We start from the raw sequence: 17,809 nt of genomic DNA on the forward strand, positions 1-17,809 counted from the left end.
CCCCGTAATCGGGAACGAGGACGGAGCGCCCCCGCACCGAGGCAGGAAGCGGCACCGCCCAGGGAACACCGCGCCCCGTGACCAGCATGACGGCCTGGACGACCGGAGCGAGGGCACAGCACAGGGCACGTCTGCCAGCGCGCCGCTGCTCCGGCTCCCCTCCCCCGCGCCCCGCAGGCGGTCGCCCTGTCGCTCCCTCCGCACCCGCGTCCTGCGCCCCGACAGCGACAGCCGGCCCACCGGGTACACCGCCCGGCGCACGGGGTGCGCGAGCCTGGCCGCGCGCGGGTCCCCGCGAGACCGCCGAGCCGGGCGACGTGACCTCACGCCCCGGCCGCGTTCAACGGCGTAGCAGGAGGGACGTCACGCGAAGGCGGCCGCTGTGGATCCAGACGTCGGAGTATTCGACGGGCCGGTCGTCGGCGAGGTAGGTGACCTGCTGGAGATACTGGACCGGGGCCCCCTCGGCGAGGTCGAGGGAAGCGGCGACCTCGGCACCGGCCGCCTCCGCACCGAAGGTACGGCGGGCCGTGGCGATCTTCAGCCCGTAGGTGCCCTCCAGGACGCCGAAGAGGCTGGCCGAGGTGAAGTCGACCTCCTCGATGCCGGGCGCGAGGTCGGCGCGCACGAAGTTGAACAGCAGGGCGACCGGCCCCTGCTCGGTGCGCCGCACCCGCACCAGGCGCAGGACACGGGTGTTCGGGGCCACGTCCAGCAGGGCTGCGACCGGCTTGGGCGGCGCGATGAGTGTGCACTCGTGCACGGTCGTCGTGGTGACCACACCCTGGTCGGCGAAGTCCTCGGACAGAGTGCTCAGCTTCTGCGCGATGGCGGGTTCGATCGTCGTCGAGGTCACGAACGTGCCACGGCCCCGGACCTGGCGCAGCAGACCCTCCTCGATCAGCGTGGTCAGCGCCCTGCGCAGCGTGCCACGGCTGACACCGAACTCCTGGGCCAGTTCCGGCTCGCTCTTGAGACGGTAGTGCGGCGGCCACTCGCCACTGGCGATCCGCAGCCGGATGTGCTCCGAGATCTGGACGTGGATCGCCGTGGGGACATCCCGTTTGATGTCGGGGAGCCCGCCTTTGTCGGCCGTCACAGTGGTCGCATCTCCTTTTCCGCTCTCGCCGGAGGACGGATGTCGCTCCGGCGTGGAAGCCGTACCCCGGCCGCGGCGGGCGGCCGGGGTACGGCGGTGGTGTCCGGTCGGTCAGTAGCTGGCGGTGGACGCATCACCAGTGTCGGTGATGATCGCCAGCCCGGCGCTGGTTCCGAGGAGGGACGCGCCTGCCCGCAGCAGTTCCAGACCCTGGCCGTAGCTCTTGATCGAGCCCGATGCCTTGACCCGGACCCCTTCGCGCGCCCGCTCGACAAGGTAACGAACGCTCGTGGGATTCGCCGTCTCGATCTGGCCGCTGCTGGCGTTCTTCAGGAAGGACGCGCCCGCCTCCATGGCGAGTTCGACCGCGGCCTCCTTCTCTGCGTCGGTCAGCAGGGGCAGTTCCAGCATGACCTTGACGGGCAGGCCCGAGGCGCGCACGACGCCCGCGATGTCCTCGCGGAAGTCATCGTAGCGGCCGCTCTTGAGCCAGCCGACCTGCACTCCCATGTCCAGCTGGTCGGCTCCGAGGCGGGCGATCTCGGCGGCTTCGGCGGCCTTTCCGGCACTGGTCATGACGCCGACGCTCGGGAAGTCCAGGGCGGAGGCCACCTCGACGCCGGTGCCCTTCAGCTCGGCGACGACGAGCGGCAGCCAGGAGGCGGGGACCATCGCCGCGTTGAAGCCGTGGGTGACGGCCTCCTGGGCGTGGGCGATCATCTCGTCGCGGGTCGCGTCCGGATCGATCTTGGTGTGCTGGATGAAGGGGGCCAACTCTGCCGGGGTGAGGTTGAGCTCGCCGGGCTTGACGGTGGTTTCGGACACGGGGTGATCTCCCTTGGATGGGTGGCGGCAGGGGTCCAGTGGGTCGGCCACCGGGTCTTCTGCTGTTCCTGCCGCCGTGAGTTGACGGTGCGTCGGCGGCCGTTGCGGGCCGACGCGGTTCAGACCTTGGAGGCGTACTGCTCCGGGACGACGACGCCTTCGCCGCCGAACCAGCGGGGCGCGTCGACGCCGCAGTAGAGGCCGATGTTGCCCCAGGGCTCGAAAGCTCCGGTGCGCACCACGGCCTTGGCCTCGCGGGCGAGCTCGCCGAGGACCTCGGCGTGCGGGCGGGTGGTGAACTCGGCCCCGGAGAAGCGCTCGTGCAGCCAGGAGTCGAGGCGGGGATTGTGGCTCGGGACGTCCTCGGCGCGGACCACGCCTTCGACGACCAGTTCGTCGGCGATGAGGCCGAGAACGGTACGGAGGTCGGGGAGGTTCTCGGCGAGGGCCAGGTCGATGCGGTGTGCGTCGCGCGGCACGGGGAAGCCCGCGTCGACGACGAGCAGCAGGTCGGTGTGGCCGAGCGTGGCGAGGGCTTCGCCCAGTTCGGCGTTGAGGATGCCGGAGCGCTTCATGGTGTTTCCTTTCGGGTGGGTGTCAAGACCGGCGGGTCGGGGACGGGCGGGTCAGGCTGCGGCCGGCACGGCTCCGGTGGCGAGAGTCATCACGGATTCCTCGGTGGCGTCGGCGGAGTCGACGACGGCCACGAGGCGGCCCTCGCTCATGACCGCGATGCGGTCGGTCAGGGTGAGCAGTTCGGGCAGGTCGGAGGAGGAGCAGAGGATCGCCAGGCCCTTGTCGGCGAGAGCGGTGAGCTGGGCGTAGATCTCTGCCTTGGCGCCGATGTCCACACCTCGGGTGGGTTCGTCGAGAATGAGCACGCCCGGGTCGATGGCGAGCCAGCGGCCGAGGACGGCCTTCTGCTGGTTTCCACCGGACAGGCTGGTGATCGGCTGGGTCATGGTGGCCGTCTTGACCCCCAGGAGCCGGGCCTGCTCGGTGGCTGCCGCGTCGAAGGCGCGGCGGCGGATCAGGCCGAGCCGGCTGAACGCCTTGGCGGTGAGGGCACCGACGTTCTCGCCGACGCTCATCGTGGTCAGCAGGCCCTGGGCGCGGCGCTCGCCGGGTACGAACGCCAGACGGCGCTCGACGCTGGCGATCGGGTTGCGCCGTTCGTAGGGTTCGCCGAGCAGTTCGACGGTGCCGCCGGTGCCGGAGTCCCCGCCGAAGAGGTTGTGGAGCAGTTCGACGCGTCCGGAGTCAGGCAGTCCGGCGATGCCGAGGATCTCCCCGGGGCGCAGGTCGAAGGAGACATCCCGGTGGCGTCTGCCGCTCAGCCCGCGGATCTTGAGGGCGGGTTCGGCCGTGGGCACGGCGGCGGCGTCGGCCCGGCGGGTGAGCCGGCCCAGTTCGCGGCCGACCATGGCGGCGACGGCCTGGTCGGGGGTGGTGTCCTCGCTGCGCCATGAGGCGACGTGGCCGCCGTCGCGCAGCACCTGGATGTGGTCGGCGAGGCGGAAGACCTCCGGCATCCGGTGGGAGACGTAGAGCATGGTCGTCCCGGTGGCCTTGAGCCGGCCCATGAGGGTGAACAGGCGGTCGGCCTCGGCGGGTGTCAGCATCGCCGTGGGTTCGTCCAGGATCAGGACTCGGCAGCCTCGGGCGATGGATCGGGCGACCACGATGAGCTGCTGGGTGGCCAGGTCCAGGGTGCGGACGGAGGCGTTCGGGTCCAGGTGGAGGTCGAGTTCGGCGAGGAGTTCGGTGGTGCGCTCCAGCATGCGGCGCCGGGAGGGGAACCAGCGGTTGCCCGGTTCGACTCCGCTGAGCACGTTCTCGGCGACGGTGCGGTCGAGCAGCAGCGACAGTTCCTGGGGGACGATCGCCACGCCGTGCCGGCTGAGCATGGCGGCCGGTTCGAAGGAGGTGACCTCTTCGCCGAAGACGGTGACACCGCCTTCGCTGGGCGGCTGGAGACCGGCCAGGATCTTGAGCAGCGTCGACTTGCCGGCGCCGTTCTCCCCGAGGAGTGCCGTGATTTCACCGGCGGGGACGTCGAAGGAGACGTCGCGCAGGGCGCGGACCGGCCCGAAGTTGCGGGTGAGGCCGCGGATCCGGACGGCCGGCTCGCCGGTGCCCGGGTCCGCGGAGCGGTCCGGGCCTCCGGGGGCGGCGGCGTGGGGTGCGGGGGTCATCAGTCCTCCACGGCCGTGTCGGCGAGGTTGTCGCGGGTGACGAACTGGGCGCCGGTGTCCACGCCCTTGATCTCGGTGCCGCCGGAGAGGTAGTCGTGCAGCACCTTGACGGCCTGGTAGCCCTGCTCGCTCGGGTTCTGGCTGATGCTGAAGTCCAGGACGCCGCGTTCGATGTACTCGGCGGTCTGGGTGAGCAGGTCGAAGCCGCCCATGGTGATGTCGTCGGCCTTGCCGGACTGGGCCACCCACTTGGCGGCGGCCGTGGTGGAGCAGCAGTCGAGGCCGGCGACGGCGACCACGTTCGACTGACCGGACATGGTGGACTCGACGGTGTTGTAGGCGCTGCTCGGCTCGTTGCCGACGTTGACGGGGCCGACGACCTTCAGTCCGCTGCCGTCCAGGCCTTCCTTGAAGCCGCTGAAGCGGTCGTGCGACCAGCCGGCGCCCGTGTCGACGGAGAAGACGACAACGGACTTGCCGTTGAGGTCGCCCTTGAGGTCCTTGCGGAGTTGTTCGGCCTGTGCCTTGCCGGAGCCCTTGAGGTCCTGGCCGACGAATCCCATCTGGTCGGAGTCGGGGTTGTCGGTGTTGAAGGAGATGATCGGGATGCCCGCCTTGTACGCCTGGCTGATGACGGGCTTGAGGGCGTCGCTGGAGGCGGAGGAGACGGCGAGGCCGTCGACGGCCTTCTGCTGGATGAGCGTCTGGATCTCCGAGACCTGCTTGGCGGCGTCACCGCCGGTGGGGCCGATGAGAGCGACGTCGGCACCCGTTTCCTTGCCGGCCTTCTTCATGCCTGCGCTGATCGGTGTGGCGAAGGCGAGCGACGGGTCGTGGTAGCTGAGCTTGATGCGCATCGGCTTGTCGTCGTCGATCCGCTGCTGGATGTACGGGGCGAGTTTGAAGGATCCGTCGCCGGAGCTGCCGGAGCTGCCGTCGGCGGAGGTGATCGCACCGCAGGCGGTGAGGGAGAGGGCTGCTGCTGCGGCTGTGGCCGCGATGAGGCTTCTGAGGAGAGTGCGCGGGGCCATGGGGGCTCCTTCGACGAGTCCGTGGTTCAGGCGGCGGGGGATGAAGGGCCGGTGGGGCGGCGGGGGCGGGGCGGCCCGGACAGCCGGCGGTGCCGGTGCGGGGGCTTCCGCCGGGGTTACGGGGCAGGGCCGGAGGTGCGGCACGCGCGGGGCCGGCAGGCGCCGGGGGCGATACGGGTCAGGCCCGGGTCTTGCGCTTGCGCTGCCAGGTGTCGGCCGCGACGGCGGCCACGATGACGAGACCGGTGACGACGGTCTGCCAGAAGGACGAGATGCCCTTGATGTTGAGGATGTTCTGGAGGAGGCCGATGAAGGCGACGCCGATGACGGTGCCCCACATCGTTCCGGATCCGCCGAAGAGGGCTGCGCCGCCGATGATGACGGCCGAGATGACGGTGAGCTCCAAGCCCTGTCCGGTCACGCCCTGCACGTAGGAGAGGAAGGACAGGCCGAGGACGCCGGCGAGACCCGCGCAGAAACCGGAGAGGACGAAGGCGGTCAGCTTGACTCGCTTGACGTTGACGCCGACGAGCCGTGCGGCTTCCTGGTTGCCGCCGACCGCGTAGGTGTTGAAGCCGAAGCGGGAGCGGGCCAGCAGTACGACGCCGATGGCGGCGACAGCGGCGAAGAAGACGAACTGCATGGGCACGATGCCGAACAGCCGTCCCTGGCCGAGCAGGTTGAACTCGGAGACGCCGGGTTGGGAGGAGCTCAGCGAGATCGGGGCGCCGTCGGAGATGAGCAGGGCGATGCCGCGGAAGACGCTGAGCGTGCCGAGGGTGACGATGAAGGACGGGACGCCGAGGACGACTACGGCCAAGCCGTTGAGGAGTCCGGCGACGGCCCCGACCGCGAGGCCGACGAGCATGGCTGCGGGCCAGCTCCAGCCGTCCGATATCAGCATGCCGGTGGAGATCGCGGAGAGGGCGTAGGTGGAGCCGACCGAGAGGTCGATCTCCCCGTTGAGGATGACGAAGGTCGCCCCGACGGCCATGATGCCGATCTGTGCGATCTGCTGGCCCACGGCGAGGAGGTTGTCGGACTGGGCGAAGGTCGGCGAAAGCACGGTGCCCAGGAGGAAGATCAGGACGAGCGCGGCGAAGACGCCTGCCTCCCGCGCGTGCAGCAGTCTGCGCAGCGCGAGCGGGAACTGCCGGGTACTCGCGTCGGACGGCGGGGCCGCTGTGGTGGGCGGCTTGGTGGTGGTCGAGGTCACGAGGCACTTCCGATCCGGGCGTTCAGCTGGGCTCTGGTGGGCAGGGCGGGGATGACGCCCGCGATCGACACGGTGTGTGCGCCCGCGACGGTGGCGTACTCGACCGCCCGGTCGACGGGCCGGCCTTCGGCCAGGGCTACGGCGAAGGCGGCGGTGAAGGAGTCCCCGGCGCCCGTGGTGTCCACGACGGTGCGGGCCGGGTGCGGGGGCACCGCGGTGACGCCGGTGTCCTGGGCGACCAGTGCGCCCTCGCCGCCCCGGGTGATGACCACGGTGCCGCCGGTGCGCTCCCGCAGCGCTCGGGCCAGGTCCTCGTCGCCGAGTCCGTGCCCCTCGTCGAGACCGAGGAGCACGGGCGCCTCCGTCTGGTTGGGGGTGAGTACGTCGACGAGAGGCCAGCACGCGTCGGGCAGCGGGCGGGCGGGAGCCGGGTTCAGCAGGGTGCGGGTGCCGCTCTCGCGCCCGGCGCGGAGTGCGGCGACGACGGCTTCCTCGGGGATCTCCATGGAGACGACGAGGACGTCGGCGCAGGCGATCTCGGCGCGAAAGGCGTCGACGGCGGCGGCATCCAGCTCGTCCAGGGCACCGGGGGCGATGGCGATGCGGTTCTCCCCGGACGGCTCGACCAGGATGAACCCGACCATGGTGGGGGCTCCGGCGGTGATCACGTGTTCGACGCTCACCCCTTCGCGCCGCCACAGCTCGCGCGCGGCGCGGCCGAACTCGTCGTCGCCGACGGCCGTGAGCAGCGCGACCTCGGCGCCCAGCCGGGCGGCGCCGACGGCCTGATTGCTGCCCTTCCCGCCCGCTCCCGAGTCGAAGAGGCCACCCGAGACGGTCTCACCGGCAGCGGGCGCCTTGGGCACCCGCATGGTGAGGCCGGCTCCGTAACTTCCGACAACCGCAATCTTCATCGGCACACCACTTTGTGTATGGACAACCATGGACAAGCGCGATCGTAGGTACAGGGATGTCCATAGTCAATGGTCGTCACACGGCGAATGCGGAAGACGGGGCACTCGCCCCCGTAAAGGTGGTGGAGCGGCAGCTCAGGGCCGGGCTCCCGCCTGTCCGTATGCCGCCGAACGAGCCGGGGCGGGGCGGAAGCTCTGCCGGGCTTGGCGCCCGGCAGAGGGCACCACCGCGAACGGCCCGTACCGCGAGCTCCTCCGTCTCGATCGAGGGTGGGGACGACCCCGAGCGCCCGTGGAGCCGCCGGTCGAGCGCCGCTGTCCGGTCCGGTCCGGCCGATCGGCGCCGCGCGAGGGTGCGCGGGCTGTCGGCCTCGCATCGACGGGCGAGACGCCTCGCGCCTCCTATGCCTGGAGGCGCTCCCACTGCTCCTTGGTGGTCTCGTACCGCACACCCCCGTGCTCGGATCCCTCCACCGCCGTCATGTCGTCCGGTGGGGGATGCTCTCCGCGAGCGTCATCCCGAGCTTCTCCATCACCTTGCGCGACGGGTGGTTCACGGTCATCGTCTCGGCCCAGACCATGCGTATGCCGAGCCGGGCGAACCCCTTGGCCAGCAGGGCCTGCGAGACTTCCGTGGCGTAGCCCCGGCCCCAGGCCGGCCGGCGCAGGCGGTAACCGAGTCCGGCCTCCTCACGCGGGCCGCCGCGCAGCGGACGCGGGCAGCACCAGCCGATGAACGCGCCGCCGTCCCTCTCGTGCGCGGCGAACAGGCCGAGGTCGTGATCCCATCGCTCGTAGCCGGCGAGGATGCTCGGGATGACGAGGTCCCGGACCTCAGCCGACGGGATCGGAGCGCCGCCGGTCAGGTACCGCATCACCGCCGGGTCACTGTCCAGCGCGAACAGCAGGTCCGCATCGGCCGCTGAGAAGGGCGCAAGGGCAGACGCTCGGACTCGAGGTAGGCGGTCACTCGAGGATCATGGCCGAAAGCAGGGTCGAACGGATTCTCGGGCCGTGTGTCATCCCGGCGGCTGCCAGGGGGCAGCAGCAGGGCACGACCGCCTTCAGGCCATGACCGACAGCGTGCTTCTCGAAGCCCGTGGCCGGGCCCGCGCGCACGTGCCACCGTCACCGACTTCGCGGCGTCCGCGCGACCGGTCGGGCCGGGCTGTCGGTCCACAGGCGCGGGCCGCCCCGATCGCGCAGGCGGCGCAGGAAGGACAGAACGCCTGCGCTTCCGGTCGCCCAACCCGGCCCTGACGCCGCGAGGGTGTTGTCGGGGAACAGCGGCTTCCGCATGGTGCCGCCGCTGCGGGCCAGGATCAGTCCTGCCACGTCCTCCGCCGCTCGGAACAGCCGGTCGTCGCCGGTGACCGCCGCCGCGTCGATGAGTAGTTCGCCGACACCGGACAGCCCGCAGCACTGGGAGACGGGGCTCATCCGGGGTGCGAGATCGCGGCATGACCAGGCGCACCGTACGCCCAGATCCGTTGCGGGCATGTCCCCCTCGTACCTGCCCGTCTCGATCAGGAGGGTGCCGATCCCGGCGAGTCCTCGGCACCAGGATCCGTAACGCCGGTGGGCTTCGGGACGGGCCGCGAGTGCAAGCAACCTCGGCGTGTGCGAGATCAGTTCGGCCAGATCCTGGCGTGCGGCCGCGCCGGCGGCCGGATCGCCGGTGAAGCGGTGGTAGGCGTGCAGGAAGTGGATGACGCCCGCGCGGCCGTGGGCGAAGCCCAGCGTGAACGCAGCTTCGGAGTCCGCCGCCGAGCTTCGCGGTTCGGCTCGTTCCCTCCCGGCCCGCGCGGCGAGCAGTCCGTGGGCGCACTCCTCCGCTGCGGCCAGGCGCGCGCGTGCCTCTTCCTCGCGCCCCGCCGTCCGGGCGCGCCGGGCCAGCGCCAGCAGTCCGGTTCCGACGCCGGCCGCGCCACTGATCTGGTCTCCGGTGCGGTCGTGGGAGAGCCCTCTGTGCGGCGGGAGAGGCGCCGGTGCGTCGTTCAGCACGGTGGCGGAGTCGAGGAAGAGGTCGACACCGGTACGGCCGATGTGGAGCGCGTCGGACAAGGCCCCCAGCTGGGGGTGGAGTGCGGTCCGGTGGGCTAGGTCGGCCACGGCCCGTGGCACGCCGGGCTGTTCCGTGTGGTGCAGGAGCTCCAGGCCCACTCCTGCCGCGCCGTCGTAGAGCGTCAGTCCGAAGCCTGGCTGCCCGTCTCGGGCTGCCCCTGTCGGGAGTTGGGCGGCGGCGCTCACACAGCTCGCCACGGTGTGTGCGATCAGGTCGTCCAGGATGCCCGGAGTGATCCTCGGAAGGGGAATCACGCGCTCGGGCGCCAAGGCCGGCGCCTGCGTGCGCCACCGTTGCCCGTGGGCCGCGCGCTGTGCCGGGTCGGGGTGCGTGAGCCCGGCGACGAGTTCGCGTACCGGCCGGTGCTCGGCGCCCGGGAGTACGGCAGCCAGACAGAGAAGGGTGCGGTCGCGGTTGACGTCGTCGTCGCTGTCGACGACGACCGGATCCATGCCGGTCAGAGCGAAGTACAGGGTCGCTCCGAGCGCGTACAGGTCGTCGGCCGGTCCGGTCGGCCGACCGGCTCGGTACGCCGGCATCGAGTAGCCCGGTGTCGCACCGGTGGGCCGGTCGCCGTGCAGTGCGCTGATGCCGAAATCCACCAGGTGGGCGGCACCGTCGTCGCCGAGCACAACATTGGACGGTTTGAGATCGCCGACCACGACGCCTCGGGTGTGCACGCTGTCGAGAACGGCGAGCAGACGTCGTGCCAGCTCGGCGATTCCGCGGCCGGTCGCCATCGCATCAGCCGGTTCCGAGCCCGCGGGCGAGAGCGCGGCACCGGGCTGGAAGGGGCCGTGGGCAAGTACGTCGCGGCGCAGGTCACGGGGGCCGCAGTCGGTGGTGACCAGGAATTCGTCGTCACCGTGCCGGAGGTGTTCGCGTATCTGGGGGACGCCGTCGACGCCGGTCAGCGCCGCCAGGACCGCGTGTTCGTGGCGCAGGCGGCCGCGGGCATCGACACCGTGGGCGTCCTCACCGGCGTGGGCCCTGGCCTGTTTGACGATCAGGTGCTCGCGGGTCGCCCTGTCCACCGCGCGGTAGACGTCGCCGTGCGCAGAACGGGTGATGCCCGCGGTGAGCCGGTATCGACCGCCGATCAGACGCGCGGGACGGTCGGGAGCTGGAGCGGCGGACCGGAAGGGGTCGGCGGCCCACGGCGGCTGACGGTAGCGGGTACCCGCGCGGCCGGGGAAACGCACCCCGTCGGGACCGGTCATGGTGAGCGCGGCATCGTCGGCGCCCGTGGCCCGGAACGGGCCGTAGCGGTAGTAGACGGGGGCGTCGGGCCTGATCCGCCGGTCGCTGAGCACTCGGGGGCCCGGTCTCCCGGACAGCAGATCGGCGAGCTCACCGCCGAGTGCTCTCACATCCTCCGCTCGGGGATAGACGGTGATCGCCTTCCCCACGAGCGCGGGATCGCGATCACCGCTGTTCATGGCACCCAGTACCCCGGCGTCGCGCGCGAACTTGGCGTCGCAGAGGTAGCGCAGCAGCACGGGAACGACCAGATCCACGAGTGGTGACAGGTCGTTCGGACGGGCGGAGATGTGCAGCTTCCAACCGTGGTCCGGGATCTCACTCCCGAGGGGGCGCGGGGCGAACAGGCAGAGCCACTGACCGTCCCTCACGAGTCGCCTCTCGCAGCCGGCGAGCAGCAGCTCGATCCGCTGTCCGATGCCCTGGTTGCCGCCGGGCTCGACCGCACCAGGTGACGGGACCGTGCGCACATCGTCCGTGCCCGCCCCGGTCGGGGCGGGCACGGACGATGTGCGCTGCCCTCGCCTAGTCGCAGCCAACGCGGGTCGTCGCGGTCGGGAACGGTTCGGGCAGACACGCCTCGATAGCGCGGCCGGGATCGACCTGGTCCTCGAACGGAATCTCTTCTTCCTCCACGGCCACATCGAGTGGGCCGGCGTCACGGATCTGCACTGCCAGAGAGCTCATGACGGTCCTTTTCTCTGCGAAGAAGGAAGGTGGGCGCTCCATCCCGTCGGTGAGTACCGACCCCCACCACGACCCATCAGCGTAGAACTGGGCCACCCCATCCGAGTCCGCCGTACGGATGATATTTACGATCGTCGATCGACGACATTGCCATTCATTACGATGAAATGTCCTTGCCCGCAGGGAAGTTGTGGCGGGACAGACCCTTACGGACGACGTCCTCACCCTCGTCCTCGCCTCGACGGCATGGGTGGCCTGCTCCCGTGGCGGCCGGCGGCTCGGGAATCTCCACCGGGCGGGATCCCAGCCGAAGCTCCGGTCAGCACCTGCATCGATCAGCGAGATCACCGCCGGGGATCGTTGACGATCAAGCGCCCGGCTCGGAGAGGTGACAGCGCTGTGCCCCAGTGCCCGTGCGAAGCGCAGATGGGTGACGTAGTCCGATACTTCGCACGCGGTCGGTGCAGTTCCCCGGCCTTGCGCAGCCTGATGGTTCTCATCGGCCCCCTCCGGGGCCGGGAAGTCCACTATCGCGCCCAATTGCCGGCGTACGGGCCCTTCTCCCCGGTTGCGTACGGATGAGCGTCCCCAGCTATGACCGCGGGCAGCGGCACAGCAGAGAATCTCGGTTGAGATCATTGTCCCGGCCAGGGACACTCGCGCGATGAGCCACAGCACATCGTCCGAACCGATCGAGCGAGGGTGGGACGAGCCCTGGTACCGGGTCCGCACGGAGGAGTTCCAGGCGTCGTTTCTGCCCGGCGACGGCGAGGACCTGGGCGAGGTCTGCAACGTCGATGTCTCCGTGACCCTGAAGGATGGATCTCGTTGGACCGCGACCGTGTTCACCGTCGCGGAAGTCGAGCGCCTGATGAGACTCTGGGAAGGAACCGACGAGGCCCTCGGCGGCCGGTACTTCTGGGTATCGGACGGCCTGATCGTCAGGGATCCCGGCATCGACAGCATGACCGACGTGATCGCCGGACTGATCGAGAACGACGAGTTCACCGACGTCTTTCAGCGGGTGATCAATAACTGATCAAGTGCCCCTGGCCGCCGGAAACAACGTGGCTCGTCAGGTCACGTCTCGTCACGCTCGATCGCCTTAAGACCGTTCTTGAGCCGACAGCCGGGGCCGAGTGGCCGGCAGTGTCTGGCCACGGGAGCGGCGACGGTGGAGTGCAGCATGATCGGGGCTGCGTGGCCCGGATCTCCACCAGCTGCGGTGACGGACCTTGCGGGCGAGCACCGAGTAAGGAGTGACCGCCGAAGGCGGCCCTGCCGACCTGCCGCAGATGCCGTTCGGGGCGAGGTCGTAGGGGCCGGCGAACCCGACCGCCGGCGGCTGCCGGTGCATCCGTACTCCGTGGTCAGCCGCCCGTGGACCTCGTCAGCGACGACTTCTCTGTCACGTTGAACGTGTCGAGTTGCCTGTCTTTGGTGGACAGGCCGGTCAACGCTTCCGCGGGGGGCTACTCTCCGGCGTATGACAGAGGGGTTCAACGTTGCTGCCGAGCTGGCGGGCGTTTCGGACCGGGCGGATGCCTGGAGATTCATCAGGGGATTCGTTGCACACTGGCGCAAGCCGGTCCGGCCCGGCGACGGTTGCGATTCCGGGGAGCTCACCGAGGCGGAGTGCCGGCTGGGATCGCAGCTGCCGGCGGCTTTGTGGGAAGCGTACGGCCTGTTCGGACGGCGTCCGGACCTGACCAGCGTTCAGGACTCCCTGCTTTCCCCGGAGCACCTTCATGTCGACGATGGCGCGCTGGTGTTCCGGCTGGAGAACCAAGCGGTCGCCGAGTGGGCCATCCGGCAGGAGCACCTGACAGACGACGACCCGCCCGTGGTCTTCCGGCGCAGGGACGGCGATTCGGATCGCTGGATGCCCTTCCTCGACCGGTTTTCCACCGCCTGTATCGAGATGGTGCTCTCCGAGTCCCTCTTCGCTCACAGCGAGACGCGGGCGGACAACCGGCCTCTCGAAGAGTCAGAGGATATCGGGGCGTCGCCCGGATTCCAGCGTCTAGCCTTGCCCGACTACCCGATGTGGGCTGTCGAGGGATGCGTGATCCGATGGTTCGCCTCGCCCGAAGGGCTGCTGCGGGAAGACGCCGGCGAGTGGCTTTGGGCCCTGGGCCTTACTGCTCCAGCGCTGGATTCACTCCGCGGTTCTGTCCCCGGTGACTGGATCAACCAACCATCGTGACAACTCTGTCTTCGGCCGGGCGTCGCGTCAGCCATCGACTCACGACCGGCACCGCGCCACCGCGGTGAACGGCGAGGCGTCATGCGGCGCCCGGGCCGGCGGCGTCTGCCCCGAGGCTGAAGCGCTGGTGAAGGGAGCGTTCGGCGTTGCCCGGGGCAGACGCAGTGGCGCGCAGAAGATGCTACGGTTTCCGCTGAAGTGGCGACCAGGCCACTCTTGGAGATCGGAGGAGATGCGCGATGACGGTCGTGGTGACCACCGCTGTGTGCGGTGCCCGACTCGTTCGCATCTCTCGGGTCTCGGCCTGACCTTTCCCCTGCCGGCCTCCCTTGTACGGGAGTGGTTCCGGCACGTCTGACGTCCGGCGAGGCCCCCTTTCAAGGGTCTCTTCATTGTTTAACCCACACGCTTCACTTCCCTCCGCTCTCTCCCGTGCTTCGCGCGTCCCGACCTTGGCCGACTACGGCTGGGACGCGGAGCGTGAGCGGTCCTTCGGTCCGTCGAGGGACGAGGGGCTGGTCCCGGGCCGTGCAGTGCGGGCCGAGCGCGGTCTGTGCGACGTCGTCGCCGAGACCGGCCCCGTCCGCGCGATGGTCCTCCCCTCCTCGGGTACCGGTGACCGGCTGACGCCGTGCACCGGCGACTGGGTGTCCGTCCGGCCGGCCGGTCCGGCGACCTCCGCCACCGTGGTGGAGGTGCTGGAGCGTAGGACGGCCGTGGTCCGCTCCACCTCCTCGCGCACCTCTCATGCCCAGGTGCTGGCCTCCAACGTCGACACCGTGGCGGTGGCCGTCTCCCTCGCCGACCCGCTCAAGCTCGGGCGGATCGAGCGGACGCTCGCCCTGGCGTGGGAGAGCGGCGCCACACCCGTGATCGTGCTCACCAAAGCCGACCGGTCCACCGACCCCGCCTCCGCGGCATCCGAGGTGGCCGAGGCGGCACCGGGCGTGGAGGTGCTGGTCACCAGCGCCACCACCGGCGAGGGCCTGGACATCCTGACCGCCGTCCTGTCGGGCACCGTGGTCCTGCTCGGCCCCTCCGGCGCCGGCAAGTCCACTCTCGGCAACCGCCTGCTCGGCGAGGATCTCCTGGCCACTGGCGAGGTACGCGGCAGCGACGGCAAGGGCAGGCACACCACCGCATGGCGCGAACTGGTGCCGCTGCCCCACGGCGGAGTCCTCCTGGACACCCCGGGTCTGCGCGGCGTCGGGCTGCACGACGCCGACGACGGCCTGGAGCACACCTTCGCAGAGATCACTGAGCTGGCCCGCGATTGCCGCTTCGCTGACTGCGCCCACACCACCGAGCCCGGCTGCGCCGTGCTGGCCGCCGTCGAGGACGGCCGTCTCACCCAGCGGCGTCTCGACAGCTACCACCGGCTGCAACGCGAGAACACCTACGCAGCCGCCCGCACCGACGCGCGGCTGCGTGCCGAGCTGGAACGGCCGATGAAGCAGATCTCGCGCCAGGTGCGCGCCCTCAAGCAGTCCCCCCACTTCAAGGCATGACGGAAAGGAACACGGTCATGGACCTTCCGCGCATCTTCACCATCCGTGAGAGCAACCACCGCATCCACAACCCTCTGACCGCGGACAAGTTCGCCGCCCTGGGCGAATCCCTCCGCCTCCCCGCCGGGACCCGCGTGCTCGACCTGGCCAGCGGCTCGGGCGAGATGCTGTGCACCTGGGCCCGCGACCTGGGTTTCACGGGCTCCGGCGTCGACATCAGCACGATCTTCACCGAGCAGGCCCAGGCACGCGCCGCCGAACTCGGCGTCGCCGACCGGGTCGATTTCCTCCACGGTGACGCGGCCGGCCACGTCACCGACCAGCCGGTCGATCTGGCCGCCTGCGTGGGCGCCACCTGGATCGGCGACGGTGTCGCCGGAACAACCGAGCTGCTCCAGCGCAGCCTCCGCCCGGGAGGAATGATGCTCATCGGCGAACCTTTCTGGCGGCAGACCCCTCCGGACGAGGAGACGGCCACGGCATGCCACGCCACCTCCATCGCCGACTTCCTGCTTCTCCCGGAACTGATCGGGCAGTTCCGGGAACTCGGGTACGACGTCGTGGAAATGATGCTGGCCGACCAGAACAGCTGGGACCGTTACGCCGCGGCCCAGTGGCTCAGCATGCGCCGCTGGCTCGACGAGAACCCGGACGACGAGCTCGCCTCCGAAGTACGGGAAGAACTCACCACCGAGCCCGCCCACTACGCCCGTTACGGGCGTGAGTACCTCAGCTGGGGGGTCTTCGCTCTCATGAAGCGCTGACACTCCCGCCCCGAGTGGGGTCCGGGCGTCACATCCTCCGGGCCCCACTCGGGACACCTCACCCCCACAGCGATCAAGCCGATGGCAAGGGCGAGAGGACATCCTCCGCCTCCACGCAGGCCCTGACCTTCCTTCCCGGCCGGGGCAGCTCGGGGCAGGGCCGTCAGAGCGACGCGGCGCAGCGTCGCGGATCCATCTGCCGCCCGGAGTGCCGGTGGCCGACGTTTGCAAACCTACCTATCGATAGGTAGGTTTCAGGGATGGACAACGCCGCCACCCCATCCATCCGTACCATCGGGCTCGGCCGGGACTTCGCCGACCACACCGCGGTCCACCGGCTCGACCTGGAAGTGAACGCCGGAGAGGTCTACGGCCTGCTCGGCCCCAACGGCTCGGGCAAGAGCACCACCGTCCGGATGCTCACCACCATGCTCCGCCCCTCCCGGGGCACCGCACAGGTCGCCGGAGCCGACGTCGCCCGTGACCCTGGAACGGTCCGCCGCCGCGCCGGAGTCGTTCTCCAGGGCACCGCCCTCGACCCTCTGATGTCCGCCCGCGAACTGCTGCGCCTGCAAGGACGGCTCCAGTCGCTCACCCCCCGGCAGGCACGGGCACGCTGCACCGAACTCCTCACCGCCTTCGACGCGCGGGACTTCGCGGACACCCCCGTCGGCAGGCTCAGCGGGGGCCAGCGCCGCCGCGTCGACCTCGCCGTCGCTCTGGTCCAGCGCCCGGACGTCCTCTTCCTCGACGAACCCACCACGGGACTCGACCCGGCCAGCCGCCGGGACCTGTGGGACGAGATCCGCACACTGGCGGCCAACCACGGCGTCACCGTCCTGCTGACCACCCAGCACCTGGAGGAGGCCGACCAGCTCTGCGACCGCGTCGGCATCCTCCGTGCCGGACGCCTCATCGCCTCCGCCGCCCCGCACGCCCTCAAGGACGAAGTCGGCGACCGTTTCCTCACCCTGCGATTCCGCGATGCCTCCGCCGCCGACCAGGCCCGGGAACTACTCGCCGCCAAGGGAGAACAGCTCCACACGGCCGAAACCGCTCCACACGCGGTGAGTATCCGGCTCGCCCGCCCCGGGGCCGATGGAGAGACGCTGCTCACCCTGGCCTCAGCCGGCCTGCACGCCGAGTCCCTGACCGTCGACGAACCCAGCCTGGAAGACGTCTTTCTCCGCCTGGCCCTCACCCCGGAAGGCGCCGCCGCATGAGCACGGTCACCACCGCCGACACTGCAGGCCCGCCCGCAGCACCGAAGTCGTGGGCAGCCCTCGGGCCTCTGACCGCCCGCTCGCTCAAGTCCTGCCTCCGTACGCCGTCCCTGCTGCTCTCCCCGCTGCTCACCAGCGCGTTCTTCATGATCATCTACGAGGGGCAGCTGTCGTCGGTCACGGCCGCAGCCACTCCCGGCGGTCGCTACATCGACGTGGTTCTGCCACTGTGCCTGCTCACCACCGCCTTCACCGGCGGCGCCACCGCGGGTCAGCTGTTCGTGAACGACATCGGCTCGGGCTATCACGCCCGGCTCTGGCTCACCCCGGTCGGCCGCTGGGCCCTTCTCGCCGCACCCGTCATGGCAGGCGTCGTCGTCCTCGCCGCTCAGGCCGCAGCGCTCACCGGACTCGGCCTGCTGCTCGGCCTGGACCCCGTCACCGGGGCCCCCGCTATCCTGGCGATCATCAGTGCCACCGTCCTGCTGGGTACGGGCTTCCTGTTGCTGGCCGGCGCGGTGGGCCTCCACACCGGGAACAGCTCGGCAGTCGGCTCCGTGACCCTCGTCTTCTTCCCGCTCTCCTTCTTCACCGCCACGTTCGTCCCGCGTGACCAGCTCGGCGGCTGGATGGCCCACGCTGCCGACGTCAACCCGCTCACCCCGCCGCTGGAGGCCATGCGCGGCCTGCTCACCGCACCCTGGAACGAGCAGAACCTGCTGCCGGGCGCTCTCGTCGCTCTCGCCATCCTGGTGACGGGCGCCGCAGCGGCCCACCTCGCCCTGACCCGCCGTACCCGTACAGGAGTCTGACCAC

16 protein-coding genes are annotated in these 17,809 nt (G+C 70.4%); 6 read left to right on the forward strand and 10 right to left on the reverse strand.

The features are described 5' to 3' along the window. Positions 1–340 precede the first annotated feature (340 nt). The 10 genes from DTB53_RS32720 to DTB53_RS37040 all read right to left on the reverse strand — a co-directional run bounded on the left by DTB53_RS32720 (position 341) and on the right by DTB53_RS37040 (position 11,292). Positions 341–1,099 (reverse strand): GntR family transcriptional regulator, encoded by a 759-nt coding sequence (locus DTB53_RS32720; protein WP_012377559.1) that lies wholly within the window; start codon positions 1,097–1,099, stop codon positions 341–343. A gap of 111 nt (positions 1,100–1,210) precedes the next feature. Further along, positions 1,211–1,924 (reverse strand): deoxyribose-phosphate aldolase, encoded by a 714-nt coding sequence (gene deoC, locus DTB53_RS32725; RefSeq protein ID WP_003964019.1) that lies wholly within the window; start codon positions 1,922–1,924, stop codon positions 1,211–1,213. A gap of 119 nt (positions 1,925–2,043) precedes the next feature. Then, positions 2,044–2,499 carry a D-ribose pyranase gene (gene rbsD / locus DTB53_RS32730; RefSeq protein WP_003964020.1) on the reverse strand — a complete coding sequence of 152 codons (456 nt, stop codon included), beginning with the start codon at positions 2,497–2,499 and terminating at the stop codon, positions 2,044–2,046. Positions 2,500–2,550: 51 nt separating this feature from the next. After that, entirely contained in the window at positions 2,551–4,119 is a 1,569-nt protein-coding gene (locus tag DTB53_RS32735; RefSeq protein WP_012377560.1) for a sugar ABC transporter ATP-binding protein, read from the reverse strand. Beyond that, positions 4,119–5,150, reverse strand: coding sequence for a sugar ABC transporter substrate-binding protein (locus DTB53_RS32740; protein WP_012377561.1), 1,032 nt, complete (start codon positions 5,148–5,150; stop codon positions 4,119–4,121). The genes DTB53_RS32735 and DTB53_RS32740 overlap by 1 nt, the downstream gene beginning before the upstream one ends. 178 nt (positions 5,151–5,328) lie before the next feature. After that, a complete protein-coding gene (locus DTB53_RS32745; RefSeq protein WP_003964023.1) occupies positions 5,329–6,366 on the reverse strand; it encodes an ABC transporter permease in 1,038 nt (345 codons plus the stop codon). Next, the gene (locus DTB53_RS32750; protein WP_012377562.1) at positions 6,363–7,280 is read right to left on the reverse strand and encodes a ribokinase; all 918 of its coding nucleotides are present in this window, start codon (positions 7,278–7,280) and stop codon (positions 6,363–6,365) included. The genes DTB53_RS32745 and DTB53_RS32750 overlap by 4 nt, the downstream gene beginning before the upstream one ends. Before the next feature lie 479 nt (positions 7,281–7,759). Continuing rightward, complete coding sequence (locus tag DTB53_RS32755; protein WP_012377563.1) at positions 7,760–8,158, reverse strand: GNAT family N-acetyltransferase; 399 nt, start codon at positions 8,156–8,158, stop codon at positions 7,760–7,762. A 250-nt stretch (positions 8,159–8,408) separates the two neighbouring features. After that, entirely contained in the window at positions 8,409–11,108 is a 2,700-nt protein-coding gene (lanL, locus tag DTB53_RS32760) for a class IV lanthionine synthetase LanL (protein WP_052295611.1), read from the reverse strand. Positions 11,109–11,130: 22 nt separating this feature from the next. Next, positions 11,131–11,292 (reverse strand): SflA family class IV lanthipeptide, encoded by a 162-nt coding sequence (locus DTB53_RS37040; RefSeq protein ID WP_172595318.1) that lies wholly within the window; start codon positions 11,290–11,292, stop codon positions 11,131–11,133. A 664-nt stretch (positions 11,293–11,956) separates the two neighbouring features. Here DTB53_RS37040 and DTB53_RS32770 point away from each other — a divergent pair. The 6 genes from DTB53_RS32770 to DTB53_RS32795 all read left to right on the forward strand — a co-directional run bounded on the left by DTB53_RS32770 (position 11,957) and on the right by DTB53_RS32795 (position 17,805). Further along, a complete protein-coding gene (locus tag DTB53_RS32770) occupies positions 11,957–12,331 on the forward strand; it encodes a hypothetical protein (RefSeq protein WP_003964027.1) in 375 nt (124 codons plus the stop codon). A 447-nt stretch (positions 12,332–12,778) separates the two neighbouring features. After that, complete coding sequence (locus DTB53_RS32775) at positions 12,779–13,498, forward strand: hypothetical protein (protein ID WP_012377566.1); 720 nt, start codon at positions 12,779–12,781, stop codon at positions 13,496–13,498. A gap of 452 nt (positions 13,499–13,950) precedes the next feature. After that, on the forward strand, positions 13,951–15,006 hold the full coding sequence (gene rsgA, locus DTB53_RS32780; protein WP_012377568.1) for a ribosome small subunit-dependent GTPase A: 1,056 nt from the start codon (positions 13,951–13,953) through the stop codon (positions 15,004–15,006). Positions 15,007–15,023: 17 nt separating this feature from the next. After that, complete coding sequence (locus tag DTB53_RS32785; RefSeq protein ID WP_042495282.1) at positions 15,024–15,770, forward strand: SAM-dependent methyltransferase; 747 nt, start codon at positions 15,024–15,026, stop codon at positions 15,768–15,770. 260 nt (positions 15,771–16,030) lie between these two features. Further along, a complete protein-coding gene (locus DTB53_RS32790) occupies positions 16,031–16,993 on the forward strand; it encodes an ABC transporter ATP-binding protein (protein WP_012377571.1) in 963 nt (320 codons plus the stop codon). Further along, a complete protein-coding gene (locus DTB53_RS32795; RefSeq protein WP_012377572.1) occupies positions 16,990–17,805 on the forward strand; it encodes an ABC transporter permease in 816 nt (271 codons plus the stop codon). Before DTB53_RS32790 ends, DTB53_RS32795 begins: the two co-directional genes overlap by 4 nt. Positions 17,806–17,809 lie beyond the last annotated feature (4 nt).

The sequence above is a fragment of the Streptomyces griseus genome (assembly GCF_900460065.1).
Classification (GTDB): domain Bacteria; phylum Actinomycetota; class Actinomycetes; order Streptomycetales; family Streptomycetaceae; genus Streptomyces; species Streptomyces griseus.